At 60.8% G+C, this 20,735-nt stretch carries 16 protein-coding genes, 1 tRNA gene and 1 riboswitch; of the genes, 7 read left to right on the forward strand and 10 right to left on the reverse strand.

Features of this window, described 5'->3' with window-relative positions:
• Positions 1–122 precede the first annotated feature (122 nt).
• A complete protein-coding gene (locus tag RWL87_RS04925; RefSeq protein ID WP_313969103.1) occupies positions 123–1,091 on the reverse strand; it encodes a Sir2 family NAD-dependent protein deacetylase in 969 nt (322 codons plus the stop codon).
• A gap of 151 nt (positions 1,092–1,242) precedes the next feature.
• Positions 1,243–3,852, reverse strand: a complete 2,610-nt coding sequence (gene clpB / locus RWL87_RS04930; RefSeq protein WP_313969104.1) for an ATP-dependent chaperone ClpB — start codon at positions 3,850–3,852, stop codon at positions 1,243–1,245.
• A 273-nt stretch (positions 3,853–4,125) separates the two neighbouring features.
• Here clpB and RWL87_RS04935 point away from each other — a divergent pair, with 273 nt between their 5' ends.
• The 4 genes from RWL87_RS04935 (at position 4,126) to RWL87_RS04950 (ending at position 7,792) form a co-directional block, all read left to right on the forward strand.
• Positions 4,126–4,809: an NAD(P)-binding oxidoreductase gene (locus RWL87_RS04935; RefSeq protein ID WP_313969105.1), complete on the forward strand. Its 684-nt coding sequence runs from the start codon at positions 4,126–4,128 to the stop codon at positions 4,807–4,809.
• A gap of 18 nt (positions 4,810–4,827) precedes the next feature.
• Positions 4,828–5,484 carry an HAD family phosphatase gene (locus tag RWL87_RS04940; protein ID WP_313969106.1) on the forward strand — a complete coding sequence of 219 codons (657 nt, stop codon included), beginning with the start codon at positions 4,828–4,830 and terminating at the stop codon, positions 5,482–5,484.
• 288 nt (positions 5,485–5,772) lie between these two features.
• Positions 5,773–6,270 carry a DNA starvation/stationary phase protection protein Dps gene (dps, locus tag RWL87_RS04945; RefSeq protein ID WP_313969107.1) on the forward strand — a complete coding sequence of 166 codons (498 nt, stop codon included), beginning with the start codon at positions 5,773–5,775 and terminating at the stop codon, positions 6,268–6,270.
• 361 nt (positions 6,271–6,631) lie between these two features.
• A complete protein-coding gene (locus RWL87_RS04950; RefSeq protein ID WP_399534237.1) occupies positions 6,632–7,792 on the forward strand; it encodes a VIT1/CCC1 family protein in 1,161 nt (386 codons plus the stop codon).
• 172 nt (positions 7,793–7,964) lie between these two features.
• Here the strand turns inward: RWL87_RS04950 and RWL87_RS04955 are convergent, their stop codons facing one another.
• From RWL87_RS04955 to RWL87_RS04970, 4 genes are all read right to left on the reverse strand, one after another.
• Complete coding sequence (locus tag RWL87_RS04955; RefSeq protein ID WP_313969108.1) at positions 7,965–8,891, reverse strand: amino acid oxidase; 927 nt, start codon at positions 8,889–8,891, stop codon at positions 7,965–7,967.
• Positions 8,892–9,125: 234 nt separating this feature from the next.
• Entirely contained in the window at positions 9,126–10,043 is a 918-nt protein-coding gene (gene sucD, locus RWL87_RS04960; protein ID WP_005508195.1) for a succinate--CoA ligase subunit alpha, read from the reverse strand.
• A gap of 29 nt (positions 10,044–10,072) precedes the next feature.
• Positions 10,073–11,239 (reverse strand): ADP-forming succinate--CoA ligase subunit beta, encoded by a 1,167-nt coding sequence (gene sucC / locus RWL87_RS04965; RefSeq protein ID WP_105360621.1) that lies wholly within the window; start codon positions 11,237–11,239, stop codon positions 10,073–10,075.
• Positions 11,240–11,698: 459 nt separating this feature from the next.
• Positions 11,699–14,707 (reverse strand): UvrD-helicase domain-containing protein, encoded by a 3,009-nt coding sequence (locus RWL87_RS04970; protein WP_313969109.1) that lies wholly within the window; start codon positions 14,705–14,707, stop codon positions 11,699–11,701.
• 144 nt (positions 14,708–14,851) lie between these two features.
• Here RWL87_RS04970 and RWL87_RS04975 point away from each other — a divergent pair, with 144 nt between their 5' ends.
• Positions 14,852–15,712 (forward strand): VOC family protein, encoded by an 861-nt coding sequence (locus tag RWL87_RS04975; RefSeq protein WP_070832065.1) that lies wholly within the window; start codon positions 14,852–14,854, stop codon positions 15,710–15,712.
• A 107-nt stretch (positions 15,713–15,819) separates the two neighbouring features.
• Here RWL87_RS04975 and RWL87_RS04980 read toward each other — a convergent pair.
• A tRNA-Arg gene (locus RWL87_RS04980) sits at positions 15,820–15,892 on the reverse strand.
• Positions 15,893–16,011: 119 nt separating this feature from the next.
• On the opposite strand from RWL87_RS04980, the gene RWL87_RS04985 reads away from it, so the two are divergent.
• Positions 16,012–17,040: a DUF4031 domain-containing protein gene (locus tag RWL87_RS04985; RefSeq protein ID WP_070832068.1), complete on the forward strand. Its 1,029-nt coding sequence runs from the start codon at positions 16,012–16,014 to the stop codon at positions 17,038–17,040.
• A 168-nt stretch (positions 17,041–17,208) separates the two neighbouring features.
• On the opposite strand, the gene RWL87_RS04990 is transcribed toward RWL87_RS04985, so the two are convergent.
• The 3 genes from RWL87_RS04990 to RWL87_RS05000 all read right to left on the reverse strand — a co-directional run bounded on the left by RWL87_RS04990 (position 17,209) and on the right by RWL87_RS05000 (position 20,303).
• Positions 17,209–17,898 carry a C40 family peptidase gene (locus RWL87_RS04990; protein ID WP_303939522.1) on the reverse strand — a complete coding sequence of 230 codons (690 nt, stop codon included), beginning with the start codon at positions 17,896–17,898 and terminating at the stop codon, positions 17,209–17,211.
• A riboswitch (cyclic di-AMP (ydaO/yuaA leader) is annotated at positions 17,899–18,058 on the reverse strand.
• Positions 18,059–18,662: 604 nt separating this feature from the next.
• The gene (locus RWL87_RS04995; RefSeq protein WP_005504532.1) at positions 18,663–19,367 is read right to left on the reverse strand and encodes a metal-dependent transcriptional regulator; all 705 of its coding nucleotides are present in this window, start codon (positions 19,365–19,367) and stop codon (positions 18,663–18,665) included.
• Positions 19,368–19,577: 210 nt separating this feature from the next.
• A complete protein-coding gene (locus tag RWL87_RS05000) occupies positions 19,578–20,303 on the reverse strand; it encodes a DUF3027 domain-containing protein (RefSeq protein ID WP_313969110.1) in 726 nt (241 codons plus the stop codon).
• Between the two features lie 141 nt (positions 20,304–20,444).
• Here RWL87_RS05000 and RWL87_RS05005 point away from each other — a divergent pair, with 141 nt between their 5' ends.
• A complete protein-coding gene (locus RWL87_RS05005; protein ID WP_005504529.1) occupies positions 20,445–20,717 on the forward strand; it encodes a hypothetical protein in 273 nt (90 codons plus the stop codon).
• The last annotated feature ends 18 nt before the right edge of the window (positions 20,718–20,735 follow it).

Raw genomic sequence — 20,735 nt, forward strand, 5'->3', positions numbered from 1 at the left:
TTTGCAATGACTTGCAACACAAAATAGCACTTTCGTGCAGTTAACGACGGGCCAGCTACGGGTCAGTGCACACGCGACAAAATTCGCCGGGTGCCAGTGCTACCTAGTCGTGCCAGCGCTACCTAGTCGTCAATCTCGTCAAGCATGAGCTCAAGCGCCTCACCCACGCCGCTGCGCCACAGGTAGGTCGCCTTCGCATCCGCACGGCCCGGACCACCGTTAATGACGGCAACCGGTTTGCCGGCGCGCAGAGCCTCCAACACAATCTTGTAGCTGCTCATCACCGCCACCGAAGAGCCGACCACCAGCAGCGCCGAGCACTCGGCGAGCATGGCGTCCTTGCGCGCCTTACGCTCGGCGGGCACGGATTCGCCAAAGTACACCACGTCCGGCTTGAGGCGGGTCGAACCGCAATTCAAGCAGGGCACCATCTGAAAGTCGCGGATGTAGCGGTCGTCCAGTTCCACGTCACCGTCGGGGTTCACGCGCAGGTCACGGCCTTCCAAGCGGTCCAGGTAGCCGGGGTTCGCGGCATCCAGGCGCGCATCCAAGCTCTCGCGGCCCTCATCTCGCCCGCAGTCCAGGCAGACGATGCGCGATAGGTCGCCATGCAGGGCCAGCAGATTAGAACTCCCGGCGCGGGCGTGCAGGCCGTCCACGTTCTGCGTGATGACGCCACTGATAGCACCCAACTGCTCCAGCTCAGCGAGCGCATAGTGGGCGCGGTTCGGTTCGGCGCGGCGCATGCGGCGCCAACCTACGTAGGAGCGCGCCCAGTAGCGTTGGCGGGCGGCGTCATCGTAGCGGAATTCCTGGTATGTCATGGGTCGGTGATCGTGCAGGGATCCGCCGGGGCCACGGTAGTCGGGGATGCCGGATTCGGTGCTCACGCCGGCACCGGTGAGCACGAGAACCTTACCCGCCTTGAGCAGGCGCGCGATACCTTCGGCAGCGTACTCCTCATCGTGCGGGGTGGCGTTCTCGGAGACAACTCGCTGAATGGAGCGAATCGCGGCACGGTGCACGGAGGCGATTTCTTCGCGCTGTTCACCGGCTGCGGCGAAGTTCTGTTGATCAGTCCAGCGGTCCATTCTTCTCCTCAATGCTCTGTGCTCTCGTACGTTGTTCTCGTACGTTAAAGGGCTGTGGAGCACCCCCATTTCGAGGGTACCCCACAGCCTATTTCTTATGGTTTCGAACTGGCAAACTCAGCCACAGGCTAAGTCCGCCCAGCAAGCCGGTTTAGTCCTCAGCCTTCTGCTCACGCTCGGAGGTCACCGACAGGCCGTCGCTGGCAACGTCCGGGTTCACATCCACGGTCACGGTGTCGCCGTCGTGGATGGCACCGGAGAGGATGCCGCGAGCCAGGCGGTCGCCAATCTCGCGCTGAACCAGGCGGCGCAGCGGGCGGGCACCGAATGCCGGGTCGTAGCCGGTCTTGCCCAGCCACTCCAGGGCTGCCTCGGTGACGTTCAGGGTGAGGCGGCGGTCCTCCAGGCGCTTAGCCATGCTCTTGACCTGCAGGCCCACAATCTGGCCCAGGTTCTCAGCCGACAGGGGCTGGAACATGATGATGTCGTCCAGACGGTTGAGGAACTCGGGGCGGAATGCCTGGTGCACAACCTCCATAGCCTTCTCGGAGCGCTCCTCGAAGGGCAGGTCCTGGTTGACCAGGTACTGCGAGCCGAGGTTCGAGGTCAGAATCAGGATGACGTTGCGGAAGTCCACGGTGCGGCCCTGACCGTCGGTCAGGCGGCCGTCATCGAGCACCTGCAACAGGATGTCGAAGACCTCGGGGTGTGCCTTCTCGACCTCGTCGAGCAGGACCACCGAGTAGGGGCGACGGCGTACAGCCTCGGTCAGCTGACCGCCCTCTTCGTGGCCGACGTATCCGGGAGGAGCACCGACCAGGCGAGAAACGGTGTGCTTCTCGGAGTACTCGCTCATGTCGATACGCACCAGGGCGCGCTCGTCATCAAACTGGAACTCAGCCAGTGCCTTAGCCAGCTCGGTCTTACCAACACCGGTCGGGCCCAGGAACAGGAAGGAACCAATCGGGCGGTTCGGGTCGGAAATACCGGCGCGAGCACGGCGCACAGCGTCAGCGACAGCTACCACTGCGTCTTCCTGACCGATGAGGCGGGCACCGATGCGCTTCTCCATTTCGAGCAGCTTCTCAGACTCACCCTGCATCATGCGGCCTGCGGGAATGCCGGTCCAGGAGGAAATCACCTCGGCGATATCGTCCGCAGTGACCTCTTCGGAAACCATGGACTCGCTCTTAGCGGTGTCCTCGGCGCGCTGTGCTTCCTCCAGCTCAGCCTGCTTTGCCGGAATCTCACCGTACAGCAGGCGGGATGCCTCGGCGAGGTTACCCTCGCGCTGTGCAACCTCTGCGCGGGAACGCAGCTCATCAATCTGGGTCTTGATGTCACCCACGCGGTTCAGGCTAGCCTTCTCAGCCTCCCAACGGGCGTTGAGGGCGTCGAGCTCTTCCTTCTTGTCCGCCATATCCTTGCGCAAGGCCTCCAGACGCTCAACCGATGCGGGATCGGTCTCGTCGGCAAGAGCCAGCTCCTCCATGGTGAGGCGGTCCACGGCGCGGCGCAGCTGGTCAATTTCCTCCGGGGCGGAGTCAATTTCCATGCGCAGGCGGGATGCTGCCTCATCGATCAGGTCAATTGCCTTGTCCGGCAGCTGACGGGAAGGAATGTAGCGGTTGGACAGGGTTGCTGCGGCAACCAGTGCGGAGTCAGCAATCTGCACCTTGTGGTGTGCCTCGTAACGCTCCTTCAGGCCACGCAGAATACCGATGGTGTCCTCGACGCTGGGCTCGCCCACGTACACCTGCTGGAAGCGGCGCTCCAGGGCGGGATCCTTCTCGATGTTCTCGCGGTACTCATCCAGGGTGGTGGCACCAATCAGGCGCAACTCACCACGGGCAAGCATGGGCTTGAGCATGTTGCCAGCATCCATGGAACCCTCGGATGCACCAGCACCAACAACGGTGTGAATCTCGTCGATGAAGGTCACAATCTGACCCTCGGACTTCTTGATTTCTTCGAGGACTGCCTTCAGGCGCTCCTCGAACTCGCCGCGGTACTTAGCACCTGCGACCATGGAGCCCAGGTCCAGGCTAATCAGGGTCTTGCCGCGCAGGGATTCGGGCACGTCGCCGGAAACCATACGCTGTGCCAGGCCCTCAACCACGGCGGTCTTACCGACGCCGGGCTCACCAATCAGCACGGGGTTGTTCTTGGTGCGGCGGGAGAGCACCTGCACCACGCGGCGGATCTCGGAGTCACGGCCGATGACCGGGTCAAGCTTGCCCGCACGGGCAATGGCGGTCAGGTCGGTGCCGTACTTCTCGAGGGCCTGGAAGGTGCCTTCGGGGTCGGGGGTATCCACGGTGCGGTCTCCTCGGACGTTGGGGATGGTCTGTGCGATGAGGTCTGCGGTAGCACCGAGCTTGTGCATGGCGGTCGCAGTGCTATCGGTTCCGCTGGCGATGCCCAGCAGAATCATTTCGGTGGAGACGTAGGTGTCTCCGAAGCCCTGAGCGCGGGTCTGCGCAGCCTGCAGGGCGGAGAGTGCGGAACGGCTGAAAGAGGCGTTCTGCACGGAGGCGCCGGACGCCTTGGGCAGCTTCTTGATTTCTGCGGAAGCCGCCTCTGAGATGGCATCTACATCCAGGCCTGCGGCCTTGAGCACGGAGACTGCGATGCCTTCGCGCTGGTCCATGAGGGCCTTGAGGATGTGTGCGGTTTCAATAGTGGGGTTACCCGCCGTTTGCGCATTGGTGTTAGCGGCGGAGATAACTTCTTGACTCTTGGTCGTGAACTTAATATCCATGATGTCCTTTCGTATCGTGCTTTCAGGGGCCTATCCTACGTCCCCTCGCATTACATAACTTGAGTCTACTCCACTCAACTATGTTTCGCAAGGGGTTTTCAAAAAATTTTGTCCACTTTTTCGTTTTTCACCCCGCACTGCTCTGAGCCCTAGCCAAAACCCCACTTGAAAAAGCCTCAACCGAAAGCCCCCAGTCGAAACCGCATTGTTATACTGACCGAATTGGACGCTTGCATGCTCCCACAACAACTACAGCCCAAGTTGGGAGCTCACATGAAAATACTGGTTCTCGGCGCAACCGGCCGCACCGGTCACCTCTTCACCCAAAAAGCCCTAGATGAGGGGCACGTGGTCACCGCCTACGTGCGCAACCCCGATAAGGCGCGCATACTTTTGGGAACCCACCCGAACCTCACCATCACCCCCGGTACCTTGGACGATGCCGAGCAGCTCGCCGCAGCATCCTCCGGGCAGGACGTCATGGTCAGCATCCTGGGACAGAAAGCCTCGATTCGAGAGTTCCTTCACAGCACGTTCCTGCAGGAGCGCCTGCCGCTCATCATGCAGACGGTCACGGGCGCAGGCGTGAAGCACTGCATTCTGCTGAGCGCCTACGGCGTGGGTGATACGGTACGGACCGCGTCCCTGCCCATGCGACTGGTCTGCAAGGTCATCATGCGCGGCATTTTTACCGACAAGGTTAAGGCGGACGCCCTGGTCGCCGAATATCAGCCGTATATTTCGCGTGCTCATCCGGGCAGGCTGACCGATAAGCCCGGTAAGGGCGGGGTGAAGGTATTTGACATGGCGAGCGTCGAGCGAACTCCGGGCATCCCCACGATTGCCCGTGAAGACGTTGCCGATGCACTGCTCACTATCGCCAAGAACCCTCAGAATGCGGGCACAGATTTTTTGGTGACGACTGGGGACGTTGCCCTACACTCGCCCCAGAAATAAACCGGTAGGCTTAATGACATGACGACTACGAACACCTTCCCCGCCGCCATTCTCTTCGACCACGACGGAACCCTCGTCGATACTGAACCCGTATGGGCTGCCGCAAAGGTTGCTCTCACCGCAGAATTTGGCGGCACCTGGACCGAGCAGGACACCCTCGATTGCCTGGGCCTGTCCATGCAGTTCACCCTGGATCGTCTGCGCGAGCGCGGCGTGAACCTGCCGGACGAGGAGATTAACGATCGACTGGTGGCGAAGGTGCGCGAGGCCCTGGCGCAGCAGCCGGTCGAGTTCCTTCCCGGCATTGAGCGTTTCCTCTCGGAGGTTCACGATGCACAGATTCCGGCCGCCATCGTCACGAACGCCACCACCTCCGTGGCTCGCCGCACCGCGACCGCGGCACCCGAGGGCACGTTCTCGGTGGTTATTGGCAACGATGAGACCACTAACCCCAAGCCGGACCCGCAGCCCTATCTTTTGGCGGCGGAGCGTCTTGGTGTTGATCCGACTCAGTGCGTGGCTCTTGAGGATTCCCCTTCGGGCGTGCGCAGCGCAACCGCGGCGGGCATGCGTGTCATTGTTGTGCCGGGCGAGCTGGAGGTTCCGGCGGAGCTGGGCACCGTGCGCCTCAAACATGAGGAGCTGACTCTGGAGGCGGTTCGCGCGCTGGCGTAACCGCGTAGTTTGCGGATTGAAAGCTCTATAGAAAACTGAATACGCTTCACCAATAAAGGGTGGGATGCACGAGATGAGATACCGCGCATCCCACCCTTTGTGCATGCCTGGATAGGGAGCTATGCGGGCTTTTGGGCGCGGCGCGACACGCAGATGACAATTTATTAAGAATTACTCAGAATAACCTTGACACTGGTTCCTTAAAATGATTTACTCATAATAACGATTCGGTGGGGCACACAAACCCCACCGAACCAAAAACATCACAGCATCAAGAAGGAGACCATCATGGCATTCGCAAACTACACCGCACCCGGCCTGACCCTCGAAGAAGGCAAGGGCATTTCTGAGGTTCTCCAGGCACGTCTGCACGACCTGAACGACCTGCACCTGCTGCTGAAGCACGCTCACTGGAACGTGACCGGCCCCGGCTTCATCGCCGTTCACGAAATGATTGACCCCCAGGTCGACACCGTTCGCGAGTTCGTCGACGCTATCGCAGAGCGTATGGCAACCCTGGGTGCAACCCCCAACGGTCTGGCTGGCGCACTGGTCGCACAGCGCACCGTCGAGGACTACCCCGTCGGCCGCGCACGCGTTGCCGACCACCTGCAGGCTCTGAACGACGTGTACACCCGCGTGATCGAGGATCACCGCAAGGCTATTGCTTTTGCCGGTGAGTCCGACCCCATCACCGAGGATCTGCTGATTGGCCAGACCGCTGAGCTGGAGAAGTTCCAGTGGTTCATCCGCGCGTTCCTGGAGAACGGCGAAGGCAACATCTAAGCCGCAACTATCTAAGTCGTAGCATCTAAACTGCTGCCCACTCGGGCGGCAAGCCGTATAGACGCTAGATTTTAGAGTCACGAACCGGGCGGGTGCACTCTCCTTTACGGAGGGTGCACCCGCCCGGCTTTTTATGCGCCAAATCTACCTCTACCCACGCACCGCTCAATCTTTTACTCCTCGTCCGCTCGGCATCACAAAGTACGTTGAGGCGAACTTTAACACCGGGTTAGGCCGTCCTAGATTTTCTGTCCGGAGTGCTCTAGAGTGGTTCACTGGTCAACACAGAACACGCAGATCGAACGCATGATTGAGCGCCCGGGAGCTGCCCGGAGCGCCCCGCACCAGCGGAAAGAGAGATATGAGCACGCACGCACCCTACGAGCACAGCGAAGAGACCGAGATGCTCCAAGGCGAGCACCAGCCGACCCGCCACAGCGCGGTCACCGACCCTACACCCGCGCAGATTAAGCGTTGGCGCCGCTACCTGGCTGATGAAGAGTCGGAGGCGCGTATCTACCGCTACCTGGCGCGCCGCGCCGAGGGCACCGACCGCGAGATTCTGCTGCAGGTTGCGGAGGCGGAGAAGCGCCACCAGCAGCACTGGCGCGATATGCTCGGTGAGCATGCTGACGTGCACGTGCGACCCTCTCTGCAGTCCCTGCTTCTGCAGTTCTTGGCGAAGAACTTCGGTTCGGTGTTTATTCTGGCGATGGCACAGCGCGCGGAGTCCCGCTCCCCTTACGCTGAGGACCCCGACGCAACCGAGGAAATGGCGGCTGACGAGGCGATTCACGAGGAGATTATTCGCGCCCTGGCGACCAGCGGCCGCGAGAAGCTCTCGGGCAACTTCCGCGCGGCGGTCTTCGGCGCTAACGACGGCCTGGTCTCGAACCTGGCGCTGATTATGGGTATTACCGCCTCGGGCGCGTCCAGCTCGATGGTTCTGCTGTCGGGTATTGCGGGCCTGCTGGCTGGTGCGCTGTCGATGGCTGCGGGTGAGTTCGTGTCGGTGCGTTCTCAGCGTGAGCTGCTGGATGCGTCCCAGCCGACTCAGGTGACCCTGCGTGTTGCCCACGATTTGGATTTGGATTCGAACGAGCTGGAGCTCATTTACCGTGCCCGCGGCATGGATCCGGAGGCGGCGCATCACCGTGCGATGGAGCGTTTCGGCTACCTGGATTGTGACTGTGACCCGTCGCTATCGCATCGTGCGGATGAGGAGCGTGAGGAGAACGTGGCTTTGGGTACCGATATTGGTGCCGCGGCAGCGTCGTTTGCGTTCTTTGCTTCGGGTGCGCTGATTCCGATTCTGCCTTATATTTTTGGCTTCTCGGGTGTGTTCGCGATGGTGCTGTCCCTGCTGTTCGTGGGTGCGGCTCTGGGCTTCACCGGCGGTGTGGTGGGTCTGCTCTCGGGTGCGTCCCCGCTCAAGCGCGGTATCCGTCAGATTCTGATTGGCTTCGGTGCGGCGTTCGTGACCTACCTGCTGGGTCTGGCGTTCGGCACGACGGTCGGCTAGCCGTAACCCATAAATAAGCTTTAGACAAGCGTATATAGCCGCTTAGGTATGCCCCGCACTCCCCCTATGAGTGCCGTATCCCGAGCATACGGAAAACCCCGGCAGATGAGTTGAACTCATCCGCCGGGGGTTTCTGTATGCCTTTACTCGAAGCTCTTACGGGTTAGCCCGATTACGGGTTAATCTGCGCGGTGGTTGCCTGACCGCTGACGCTTTCCGAACCGCTTGCGCCGTTGCCCGAGTAGGTCAGGTTAGCAACCTGCACGGTCGAGGTCTGCTTGTACGAGACCCAGCCGTCATTTGCGGGGAAGCGCAGCTGCGCCGGCATGAAGTTGGTCTGGCTGTAGTACTTGGTGCCGGACTGCTTCATGGTGTACGCCTTGCTGGTGGTGTAGACGATACGACCCTTGAAGGTGTAGGTGCCGTCAGAGTTCTGGGTGATGGTCGGAACCTCTGCGGTCCAGGTGCCGGCGGTCTGTGCGACGGACAGGTACTTTGCCTGGCCTGCGGAGGCGACCAGTTCGGTGGTCTTACCGGTCAGCTTGCGACCGGAGGGGGCCCATGCCTGGCCGTTGATCTTACCGAGCTTAAGGAGCGACTGGGCGCTGGCGGAGACGGTGTACTCAACCTCGGTCACGAAGGTTGCGCCCGCCGCGAGGGTGACGCTGCTTCCGGGGATGTAGCCGGTGCCGGTTGCGGTGTCCTTGGTCGGCACGGACCACCAGAAGCCGCTGGAGGACATGTACGCGCCGTTTGCGCCGGTCTGGGAGTTGGTGACGGGGGTGAACTTACCTTCGCCGTTGACGTAGGTTGCGCTCTTGGGCTTGGAGGTTGCGTCGTCCCAGTTGATGTCGGAGTCCGGAACGGTGGAGGCGGTGAAGTGCGCCTCGGGGGTTGCCGGGTTGATGGTACCGGTGTTATTGGAGGAGGCGTAGCCGACGTAGCCGCCGTTGTTCTGCACGCTGACGTACACGCCGTACTGCACGCCGGGGGTTTCCTTGGATGCGGCGTAGGCGGGTACTGCTGCGGAGGCTGCAACGACGGGTGCGGACCAGACGCCTGCCTTGGCGACGGCGCGGCGAGAGATGGGCTGGGTCATGAGTGTGGTGATCTCCTGTGAGTGTTTGGTGTTTCTTGGAGCCGCTCAGAATGATTCTGACTAGGCTCAATGTCCTCCAGTATACAAAGGTTCTGGTCGTACTTACATCTTTTTGTGGCACTATGTGCACAATCTTACTTTCTAGTGCAATATTTGCGGGCGGTAGCGGGGCGTTAAAAGCACAGATGCCGGTAGTCTCAATGACTACCGGCATCTGCCGCGTTTTTATGCTGTTTACTTCGCTGCGAAGATTTCGCGCATCAGGTTTGCAGCCTCGGAGGGGGTCTTACCGACCTTCACGCCTGCTGCTTCCAGAGCTTCCTTCTTCGCCTGAGCGGTACCGGAAGAACCGGAGACAATAGCGCCTGCGTGGCCCATGGTCTTACCCTCAGGAGCGGTGAAGCCTGCAATGTAACCGACGACGGGCTTAGTCACGTTTGCCTTGATGTACTCAGCGGCACGCTCCTCAGCGTCACCACCAATCTCACCAATCATGACGATTGCCTCGGTCTCGGGGTCAGCCTCGAAGGCTTCCAGAGCGTCGATGTGGGTGGTGCCGATAATGGGGTCGCCACCAATACCAATAGCGGTGGTGAAACCAATGTCGGACAGTTCGTACATCAGCTGGTAGGTCAGGGTACCGGACTTGGAAACCAGACCGATCTTGCCCTTGCCGGTGATGTTCGCCGGGATAATGCCGACCAGGCACTCCTCGGGGGAGATAATGCCGGGGCAGTTGGGGCCGATGATGCGGGTGATCTGCTTGCCGTTCTCGTCCACGGATGCCTTAGCAGCTGCCCAGAACTCTGCGGAGTCCTGAACCGGAACGCCCTCGGTGATGACGACGACGAGGCCGATCTTAGCCTCGATAGCCTCGAGAACTGCTGCCTTGGTGAAGGCCGGGGGAACGAAGACGATGGAGACGTTCGCGCCGGTCTTCTCCATAGCCTCAGCTACGGAACCGTACACGTTCAGCTCGATGTCCGAGCCGTCCTTCGCCTTGTGGGTGACGGTGGTGCCAGCCTTGCGAGCGTTCACGCCGCCCACAATGTTGGTGCCTGCTGCGAGCATGCGTGCGGTGTGCTTGGTACCCTCGCCACCGGTGATGCCCTGAACGATGACCTTGGAGTCCTTGTTCACAAAGATAGACATATTACTTCCTTGAAATCCTTTGCTGGCGATTACGCCTTGTGAGCGAGCTCTGCTGCCTTGTCAGCGCCGGAGTCCATGGTCTCAGCCAGAACAACCAGCGGGTGGTTCGCCTCGGAGAGGATGCGGCGACCCTCAGCAACATTGTTGCCGTCCAGGCGCACAACCAGGGGCTTGGTTGCTGCGTCGCCCAGAATCTCCAGAGCCTTCACAATACCGTCTGCCACTGCGTCACATGCGGTGATGCCGCCGAAGACGTTCACGAAAACGCTCTTGACCTGCTCGTCGCCCAGAATGATTTCCAGGCCAGCAGCCATAACCTCAGCGGACGCGCCGCCACCAATATCAAGGAAGTTTGCGGGCTTGACGTTGCCGTGGTTCTCACCAGCGTATGCAACGACGTCCAGGGTGGACATAACCAGACCTGCACCGTTACCAACGATGCCGACCTCGCCGTCCAGCTTCACGTAGTTCAGGTCGAACTGCTTTGCCTTAGCTTCCAGCGGGTTCTCAGCGGACTTGTCCACGAGAGCCTCGTGCTCGGGCTGGCGGAATTCTGCATTGTCGTCCAGGGAGACCTTGCCGTCCAGGGCGAGGATGGTGCCCTCGGGGGTCAGAACGAGGGGGTTAACCTCAACCAGGGTTGCGTCTTCCTTGGTGTAGACTTCGCCCAGCTTGACGAGAACGGGAACAACCTTCTCCTGCAGTTCTGCGGAGAAACCTGCTGCCTTAGCAATTTCTTCAGCCTTAGCCTGGTCCAGGCCGACCAGCGGGTCAACCTCGATCTTTGCCAGTGCCTCGGGGCGCTCAGCAGCGAGCTGCTCAATTTCCATACCGCCTTCTACCGAGCACATTGCCAGGTAGGAGCGGTTTGCACGGTCCAGCAGGAGGGAGAAGTAGTATTCTTCGGCGATGTCTGCGCCGTCAGCGACCAGCACGCGGTGAACGGTGTGGCCCTTGATGTCCATGCCGAGAATTGCCTTAGCGTGCTCGTAAGCTTCTTCGGGGGACTTTGCGAGCTTAACGCCGCCAGCCTTACCGCGGCCGCCGGTCTTAACCTGAGCCTTGATGACGGTCAGGCCGCCAATTTCCTCAGCTGCTGCCTTTGCTTCTTCAGGGGTGGTCGCAACAATGCCCTTGAGCACGGGTACGCCGTGCTTTGCGAAGAGATCGCGCGCCTGGTATTCGAAAAGGTCCACAGGTGTCCTTCTTCTTCGAAGTGGTGCCGAGTACTGGTGCACTCGGCCTGGTCATTAGAGGAGGTTCCCCCATGCGGCCGGTACGGTGCGATAGGGGTCTCTCGCACCCGGCGCACACGCATCATTGACGCGGGGAATTTCTCTCGTCTCTACTCTATCGGATTCGGCGTGAGCTCGCACTCACAGAGCCCCAAATCTGAGATTTTAGCGACTCAGCTCACACATATTTTGGGTACGTTTTACCCAAAGGTTGCGTACCGGGTAACTAACCCGAGCACGCGGCGCCCCATCCGCCGCGAAATACCGGCGAAAATGCGGCGTTTACCGCCGTGCTCTGCAAAGCCCCGGCCACCTTCTCAGCAGGCGGACAACACGCCCGATACAGCACATAAAAGAGGGGCGGGTACCCTCAGGTACCCGCCCCTCCATCGGCGTTATTAGGTTCTCACGCCTGACGTGTTAGCTCACCTTCTCCAGCGGCGCGTAACGCAGCAGCAGACGCTTCTCTTCCGAACCGAAGCGAACCTTCGCCACGGTCTTATCGCCGCGACCCTCAACGGCGAGCACGCGACCCTCACCGAACTTGGTGTGGCGCACGGTATCGCCAACCGCCAGAGTCGGGATTTCCTTGCTCTGGTGCACGCGGGAACGGTTCGTCACCTTCGAGGTGGCCGCCGCCAGCCCGTAGCTTGCCGAGCCGTTAATATCCGCGGTGGACGGCTCGGAGCGGCGTGCGGGGCGAGACTCGTAGGGGTCGTATGAGCCGCGCGAGCCACCGGAACTGTACCCGCTCGAGCCATAACCACCCGAGCCATAGCCGCCCGAGTAGCCGCCGGAACCGTAGCCGGAACGAGAACCGCCCGAATAGCCGCCACCGTACGAGTTCCCGTATAAGCTGCCGCCATAGGAACTGCCGCGAGCGCCATACGCACCCATACCGGAGGCACCAAAGCCCGAAAAACCGGCGGTGCGCTTCCACTCGATGAGCTCCTCCGGAATCTCCTCCAGGAAGGGCGAGGGCGGGTTGAACTGGCTCTTACCCCACATGGTGCGGGTTTCCGAGCGGGTCAGGTACAGGCGCTCCATGGCGCGGGTCAGACCCACGTACGCCAGGCGGCGTTCCTCGCTCATTTCCTTCTCGTCGGTCAGGGCACGCTGATGCGGGAACAGGCCGTGCTCCATGCCGGTCAGGAACACCACGGGGAACTCCAGGCCCTTGGCGGTGTGCAGGGTCATGAGGGTGACCATGCCCTGCGCCTTCGCCTCGGCGGCTTCGGCGGCAATCTGTGCGGCGGAGGCGTTCTCACCCTCCGCACTGGCGGGGCGGTTCGGGATTGAGTCGGCATCAGCGACCAGAGCCACGTGTTCAAGGAACTGCTCCAGGTCGGCGCCGGGGTTCTCGGTCTCGAACTCGACCATGGCGTCAAGCAGCTCGGAGAGGTTCTCCACGCGCGATTCGTCCTGAATGTCCTTGGAGGCGCGCAGAGCCGCCAGGTACCCGGTCTGCTCCAGGACCGCTTCCAGGCAGGTTGCGGCGGGTTCGGTGCGGGCAATCTGCGCCAGGTCGTCCATGAGGCGCACGAACTCGGCGTACTTCTTGACCGCAGCGGCCCCCAGGCCGGGGATGTAGGCTGCCTGGCGTGCGGCGGCGTAGAAGGAGATGCGGTTCGCACTCGCGTACTCCGCCACCACGGACTCAGACTTGGCACCGATACCGCGCTTGGGTTCGTTGAGGATACGGCGCACGTTCACGTCGTCATCGGGGTTGCTCAGGGCGCGCAGGTACGCCAGGGCGTCCTTGATTTCCTTACGCTCGTAGAAGCGGGTACCGCCGACCACGCGGTAGGGCAGGCCGGCACGCATGAGCATGTCCTCGAGGGTTCGGGACTGCGCGTTGGTGCGGTAGAAGATTGCGACGTCACCGGGCTGCACGCCGTGCTCATCGGCAAGACGGTCAATTTCGCGGGTGATGTAGCGTGCCTCGGCGTGCTCGGATTCGGCGACGTAACCGATGATCTTCGCACCCGCACCGGAGGCGGTCCACAGCTTCTTGGGGCGACGGTCGGGGTTGCGTTCGATGACCGCGTTCGCCGCGGAGAGGATGTTCTGTGTGGAACGGTAGTTCTGCTCCAGCAGGATCGTGTGGGCGTTCGGGTAGTCCTTCTCAAAGTCTGTAATATTGCGGATATCCGCGCCGCGGAAGGCGTAGATGGACTGGTCGGAGTCACCCACCACGGTCAGCTCGGCGGGGGGCACGGCGTCCGGGTAGGGGCCGCGGTCCGCCGGTGCCTTCGTGTGGGCGCCGACCAGTTCACGCACCAGCTGGTACTGGGCGTGGTTGGTGTCCTGGTACTCGTCCACGAGGATGTGGCGGAACTTGCGGCGGTAGTAGTTGGCGATTTCGGGGAACTTCTTGAGCAAGAAGACGGTGCGGCCAATCAGGTCGTCAAAGTCGAGGGAGTTGGCGGCGCGCAGACGCTGCGTGTAGACGGTGTAAATCTGCGAGATGGTCTTCTCGTACGGGTTATCGCTCGCCACGCGGGATGCGTACGCTTCGGCGCTGACCAGTTCGTTCTTCAGCGCGGAGATACGGTTGCCCACGGCCTTGGCGGTGAACTTCTTGGTGTCCAGGTTGAGCTCTTTGATGATGAGGCTCAGCAGGCGCTGCGAGTCGGTCGAATCGTAGATGGTGAAGGTGGACTTCAGACCCAGGGCGGCGGCCTCACGGCGCAGCACGCGCACGCAGAAGCTGTGGAAGGTCGAGATCCACATGTGCTTGGCGCGCGGGCCAACCAGCGCCTCGATACGTTCACGCATTTCGGTGGCAGCCTTGTTGGTGAAGGTGATGGCGAGAATCTGGCCGGGGGTCGCGCGGTGGGTTGCGAGCAGGTAGGCGATGCGGTGGGTAAGCACGCGGGTCTTGCCGGAGCCGGCGCCCGCGACGATGAGCAGGGGCGAGCCGGAGTGCAGCACGGCTTCTTCCTGGCGTTCATTGAGCCCTGCGGTGAGGGAGGCGGGGTCTACGGTGCTCAGGCTGTAGGTGCGTTCGCCGTAGGGATCGGCGGGGTCGAAGTCCTCGCCGTAGCCGCCGACGCGGTAGGCGGGCGGCATAAAGTCGCCGAGCGGATCGGCGGCGGTGAAGGCTGCAGGTGCGTCGGGTTCAGAAACGGGTGCGCTGGCAGCAGGGGCGCCGTACGCGGGCATGCCGGTGGGCAGGGCGGCGGGTGTGCCCATCACGGGTGCGTCCATCACTGCGGCGTCCATGGGAGGGGCGTAGTAGTCGTCCTCGGCAGGGGGTACGTCGTAGTAGGGGTCGAAGGGTGGCTCGTCCACCGGAGCAGGGTCGATTAGCGCAGAGTCAATCAGCGCGGGGTCTACCGGTGCTGCGGGGGTGACGAGTTCGGCGGCGAACAGGCCGTCCTGTTCGGTGAAGGGCTGCTTCTGCTGTTCGGGCTTGTCGCTCATCATCTACCTCGCTGCCTAGAATACACGTTCGATATTCCATGCTACCGCATTTACTCCGCGGCTCCCACCCGTTCGGTCAATCAGCCTCACAACCTAAATCGGCAACGGCACACCGGTGGCGCAGAATAGTCATGCTAGGATGACCGCATGACCCAGACCTTACCTCCGAGCCTCTCAATAGCCCTATGGTGCAATGGCTCAGCCGATGAAGCCGCACGGTTCTATACCAGGGTTTTTCGCGATGCTTCCATCATTGAACAGGTGCCCGGATTCACGACGATTCTAAACATCCACGGTTTCCAGCTCTCGCTCATTAATGGTGATGACCGGTACGTCCCGAACCAGTCCATCAGTTGCATCCTAAACTTTGACCCGCTCCTCTTCGGTGGTGAGGCGCAAGCGCGAGCATACCTCGATGAACTCTACGAAGAGCTAAGTACCGGCGGTGTGCTGATGGAACTGGGTGAGTATCCTTTCTCCCCACGCTACGCCTGGGTGCGTGATCGTTTTGGTATGACCTGGCAGCTGATGCTTACCAATCCTGCAGGCGACCCGCGACCCTTCGTCGTGCCTTCTTTCATGTTTGGCGGCACGAATCACGGCAATGCAGAAGAAGCCACCAACGGCTGGATTTCCATGTTTGATGATGCCCGCCGCGGCACCCTGTACCACTATCCGGAAGGTAGCCCCTTTGAGGCAGATGCGGTCATGTTTACCGACTTCAACCTGCACGGCACCTGGATGGCGGCTGCTGATTCCGGCACTTTCCACGATTTCACATTCACGCCGGGGGTTTCGGTAGTTCTTTCGTGCCGTACTCAGGAGGAGGTTGATTACTATTGGGAGCAGCTCTCGGCTATACCTGAGGCGGAGCGTTGCGGCTGGTGTGTAGATCGCTGGGGTATTTCTTGGCAGGTTGTCCCGCATAATATTGCTGAGCTGATGACGGATAAGGCCGCTCGCGAGAAGATCCTGCTGATGGGCAAGATTGACCTGTCTCAGCTATAACGTATTTTCTTGAGTACTCGTTACGTGCAGAAACAGAGAAACCGCCCGCGCCTGCTACTGCAAGCGACGGGCGGTTTTCTCGTACCGGCGTAAATACCGGTTCTGTGTGCCCCCGAGACGATTCGAACGTCCGACACCTTCTTTAGGAGAGAAGTGCTCTATCCCCTGAGCTACGAGGGCGTACCTATCCAGTATAAAGCACCCCGCACCGCGAGTCCGCACAGCCCTTGTCCACCGCCCTGTGTTCACCGCCCGAAGACACCCGCACCCGGCGGCAGAACCGCTCCTACAATATACGAATGAGCATCTACATTGACCCACCCACCTGGCCCGCGCACGGCACCGTCTTCTCACACCTCATCTCCGATGTGTCCCTGGCGGAACTGCACGAGTTCGCCGCAGCGGCGGGCATCAGTGAGCGTGCCTTCGACCGCGACCACTATGATGTTCCGGCGCACCTCTACGATGAGCTGGTTCGGGCGGGCGCAAAGGAGCTCAGCGGTGCACAGCTGACTCGCACGCTCATTGCCAGCGGTCTACGGATTCCCCTGCAGGAACGCCCGGAAAAGATTCGCCCGCGTCTGCTTCGCGCCTGGGAGGCGGCGTTTGCGCCCCGCCTTAATACACCCCGCCTCAAGCATGTGGAGGCCCCTGCCGTGAACCAAGCTCAACTCACGGCGCAGGTGGCGGAACTGGGTGAGAACCTGCTGCAGGCGTGGGAGCATCCGCACCGCGCCTACCACCACAGCGGGCACCTTTCGCAGATGCTCACCGATTTGGACCGCCTCTACGCACACCGCACGCAGGGTTCTACTCCCCTGGCATTGGTTCTGGCGGCGTGGTTCCACGATGCGGTCTATGAGGGCGCGCCGGGTGAGGATGAGCGCCGTAGCGAGCAGCTGGCGAACACCTCCCTGGAGCCGCTGGTTACCGCAGGCCTACTCAGCGGTGACGAGCTGCAGATGGTGAGCCTTCTGGTGCGCGCCACGGCAACCCACGAGCTGCCCGAGCCTGCCGACCTACCGGCGGGCTATGAGCCGGCGGATATTCAGTTTTTCCTCGATGCCGATATGGCTATCCTGGCGGCTGATTCGGCACGCTATCGCCGCTACCTGCGCGGGGTGCGTAGCGAGTATTCCCATTTTGACGATGAGGCGTTCCGTGCCGGTCGTACGACCTTCCTGCGTTCAATCCTAGGGCGTAAGCGCATCTTCCTCTCCGAACAGGCTCTGCATCTCTGGGAGGAGCCCGCGCGGGCCAATCTGCAGGCAGAGCTCAGCGAGTGGGCGCAGGACCCGCAGGGGCTTCTGCAGGCTCTCGCATCCTAGCCGCATACACTTAAAACACATACCGCCGAGAATGCACCCGTACTAAGGCGCATTCTCGGCGGTATTTTCATAGAATCTCTCGGGTACGCAAAAGGCGCCTACCCCGTGCGGGGTGGGCGCCTTTTGAGAAGTATGTTGGGGCTAGACCCAGCTTCTATGCGCTAAGGCTTAGAGAGCGGTGTAGTAGCCGTCAACGGACATCCAGGAGGTGGGGTGCACCAGGGTACCGTTGGTGGGGTTCAGAGCGGAGATCATCTTGCCGTCGCCCAGGTAGATACCAACGTGGCTGTAGCCGTTCTGGAAGACGATGTCGCCGGGCTGGGGGTTAGAGGTCGGGCGCAGCTCGTTCTTCATTGCGTAGGTGAAAGCGGTCAGCTTGATGCCGTGCTGAGCGAAAACCCAAGAGGTGAAGCCGGAGCAGTCCCATGCACCGAAGGTCTTGCCGCCCCAAACGTATGCGCCACCCAGGCCGCTCATTGCGGTTGCAACGATTGCGTCGCGGGATGCGTTACCGGTGGAAGCTGCGGGAGCAGCGGGTGCCTGAGTTGCAACGGGTGCAACGTAAGCCTGCTGTGCCTCAGCCTGGGGTGCTACGTAGGAGGTCTCAACTGCGGGAGCAGCGGGTGCCTCGGTTGCTGCGGGAGCAACGTAGGTCTGCTGTGCCTGAGCCTGGGGTGCAACGTAGGTGGTTGCGGGGGTGTTGTAGCTGGTGTAGTCGAACTCGTAGTTGGTGTAGTCGTAGGACAGATCAGCAGCAGCGGGGATCTGTGCAAATGCGTTCGCGGGAACGGTCGAGCCGAGCAGAACTGCGCCTGCTGCGAGGGTTGCACCTGCGGTACGTACGATCTTGTTAGCCATTGGTAATTCCTCCATTGCCTGACGAGGTGAGCTGTCGGGCTCGAGCATGGATTCGCTCGGCCACCGAAGTGACTTAGCCCCGAGGCTTCTCGATTGAGAAGCCGTATCCCAGCTTGGGGATTGGGTCCCCCGCTTCTGCCATATTGGGTAGACGTACATCGAAGCGCTGGCAGAACTCAGCGGAACCGCTTCGACGGCGCCCTCTTACGATTAGGATTTGGGCACAGAAAAGAGAATACACAGAAAACTCCCAGTTGTCACCTCTTTCAGCCTTAAATTCCGGGCTTTCACCCCCGGCGGAACAGAGCGGATTGGGCTGACTAGACCCCCGTTTATTTGTGGGAGCTTAAGCAACTTAAGGCTCTTGACTAGGCATTTCACAAGGATGCACATTCGCTTTTAAGACACCACCACCCCTTAAGGACAGGGTTCAAAACTCTTAAAAATGAGCCTCGTCTCTTAAGTGTCCACTCTCAGAGATTGCTCAGATGCCGGCGTTTCCCTCAGTTTCAACCTCAGATTTAAGCGAAAAACACGAAAAATGCACTCGAGCGCAGTTGCTAAAACTTTGAGAGAGGAGTATATGCGCCCGCACACGCGACCAAACTCTGAAACGCCCCGCCCGCTAGGCACCTCAACCCGAATCCCAGCGTAAGACCATATAAACCGCCGCAGACACAAAAACGGTGGCACCGCCTCCACCAAGGGAGGCGATACCACCGTTTAAAGCGTGAGCTGGGTTAGCGGACTCTCAGAACTAGACCTTAGAGGTTGCCGCCGCGCTTGACCACAATCGCGTTTGCCACGTCCATATCCAGGGAGAGGGTGTCCTCTTCACCGTCGGCGTGAACAATCACGTCATCGTTCTGACCAGCAACCACGGACACCGAAGCGCCGTAGACAATGCCTGCGTCCGCCAGCAGCTTCAGCAGCTCAACATCAGTCTGAATGGACTCGGGGAAGCGAGAAATGGTGAAGCGGTCCTCGGGGCCGGAGTCGCGCGCAGCCAGGGACATGGGTACGGTGCGCTCGTCGTTCTTCTCGCTGGTGTGACCCAGATCTTCCAGGCCGGGGATTGCGTTGCCGTACGGGGAGAACTTGGGGTCCTTGAGCATCTCCAGGATGCGCTTCTCCACCTTGTCGCTCATGACGTGCTCCCAGCGGCATGCCTCTTCGTGCACGTACTCGAGTTCCAGACCGATAATGTCGGAGAGCAGGCGCTCAGCCAGGCGGTGCTTACGCATCACCTCAACCGCCTTGTGGCGGCCTTCCTCGGTCAGTTCGAGGTGGCGGTCCGGCTCAACAGTGAGCAGGCCGTGCTTCTCCATGCGTGCCACGGTCTGGGAGACGGTCGGGCCGGAGTGCTCGAGTCGTTCAGCGATGCGCGCACGCATGGGGACGATGCCCTCTTCCTCCAGTTCGAGGATGGTGCGCAAATACATCTCTGTGGTATCGATGAGGTCTGTCATGTATCTCTCCCAGCTATCACCGCAACAGTACTTAGATAGCACTGCCTAAGTCGTTACTTAATTCAATAATCTATTATGTACTTTTTTAGCGGCTTTTGCCACGGCTTAAGTCATTGAGTCGCCCAATGAAAACTCATTGGACGACTCAATAACACCTTATATATACGCTTTTGCTAGCCCGCCCCTTATTAAGAGGAGTAGGCGGCAGGCTTACTCTGCAGACTCAGCCTCGGCAGTTTCTTCTGCAGCAGATTCGTTCTCAGCGGACTCGACAGACTCACCAGACTCAGCAGATTCCTCTACCTCAGTATCCTCAGCAGAGTCTGCGTTCTCCTCCACGGCGTTCTCCTGCAGGTCCTCGGGGCGAACGCGGTCAGCCCACGGCACCCAATCCGGCGCAATCAGTGCGTCGTCACCGGGCAGCAGACCAACCTCGCAAATTGTTGCCACTCGGGAGCGAGGCGCACGCGAGAGGGTCGCAAACCAGAACCAGCCGCGGTAACCGGGCAGGGTGCACTCGAAGAGGTGAGTGCTCAGGCGTTCCTCCTCGGCGCGCACGTGGTGCACTAGGCCGATAGCGTGTGCCGGGGCGATCTCCTGAACGCCCTGCAGCGCCACGTCCTTGGCGGCGGCAAGAATCTCATCCACCTTGGAGGTGCGGCGCAACTTGTGCGGAACACCCAGGGAGGGGGCACCCACCTCTTCATCCAGCGGGGTGAAGGGGTCGGGGGTGGAGTCTTCGGTCTTCTCCGCGTTCTCTGCCGGCGCTTCTTCAGCGGCCGCAGGTTCCTCGGCGTTCACGGAGGGCTGAGTCTCAGCAGGTACAGCGCTACCCTCGTTAGTGCTCTCAGGCGCGGCAGAAGGCGCAACGGACTCTGCGGGCGCGTCAGTAGCGGGCGTAGTTTCGGGGAGCAGTTCAATAACCTGTTCAGACATACCCCTATTAAAGCATCTCGCGTGCACAAACAGTGCGGTCGCTCCCCTAAGCTTCACATACGCTGTGAATTTGGGTCTCAAACCGCTAAATCTGGGGCTTCGCCCACGAACAGCTGTGTGTGAGCTGATACCGTTAAATTCATGAGTAATGAACCCGTACAGGACACGCGCAGCACCGCAGACCAGGCGCCCGCGCCCCTTCCCTACGCCGGAGCCATCCGTTGGCTCGGCGCGGCAGGTGCGCTTCTCGCCCTGATTTGCCTGCTCACCGGAGTCGCTATGCTCGTGATGAAGTGGGTTGGGGCAGCGCCGCCCGCCCTCATGAGCCAGATTCCGCTGGTCCTCCTCCCCGTCGCCTTTATTGCCCTCATGGCCGCGCTCATTCTGTCGGTCATGCGCCGCAACAAGGCATAAAGATTTGAGCCGCAAGCT

It is taken from the genome of uncultured Rothia sp., from assembly GCF_963555405.1.
Lineage (GTDB): Bacteria > Actinomycetota > Actinomycetes > Actinomycetales > Micrococcaceae > Rothia.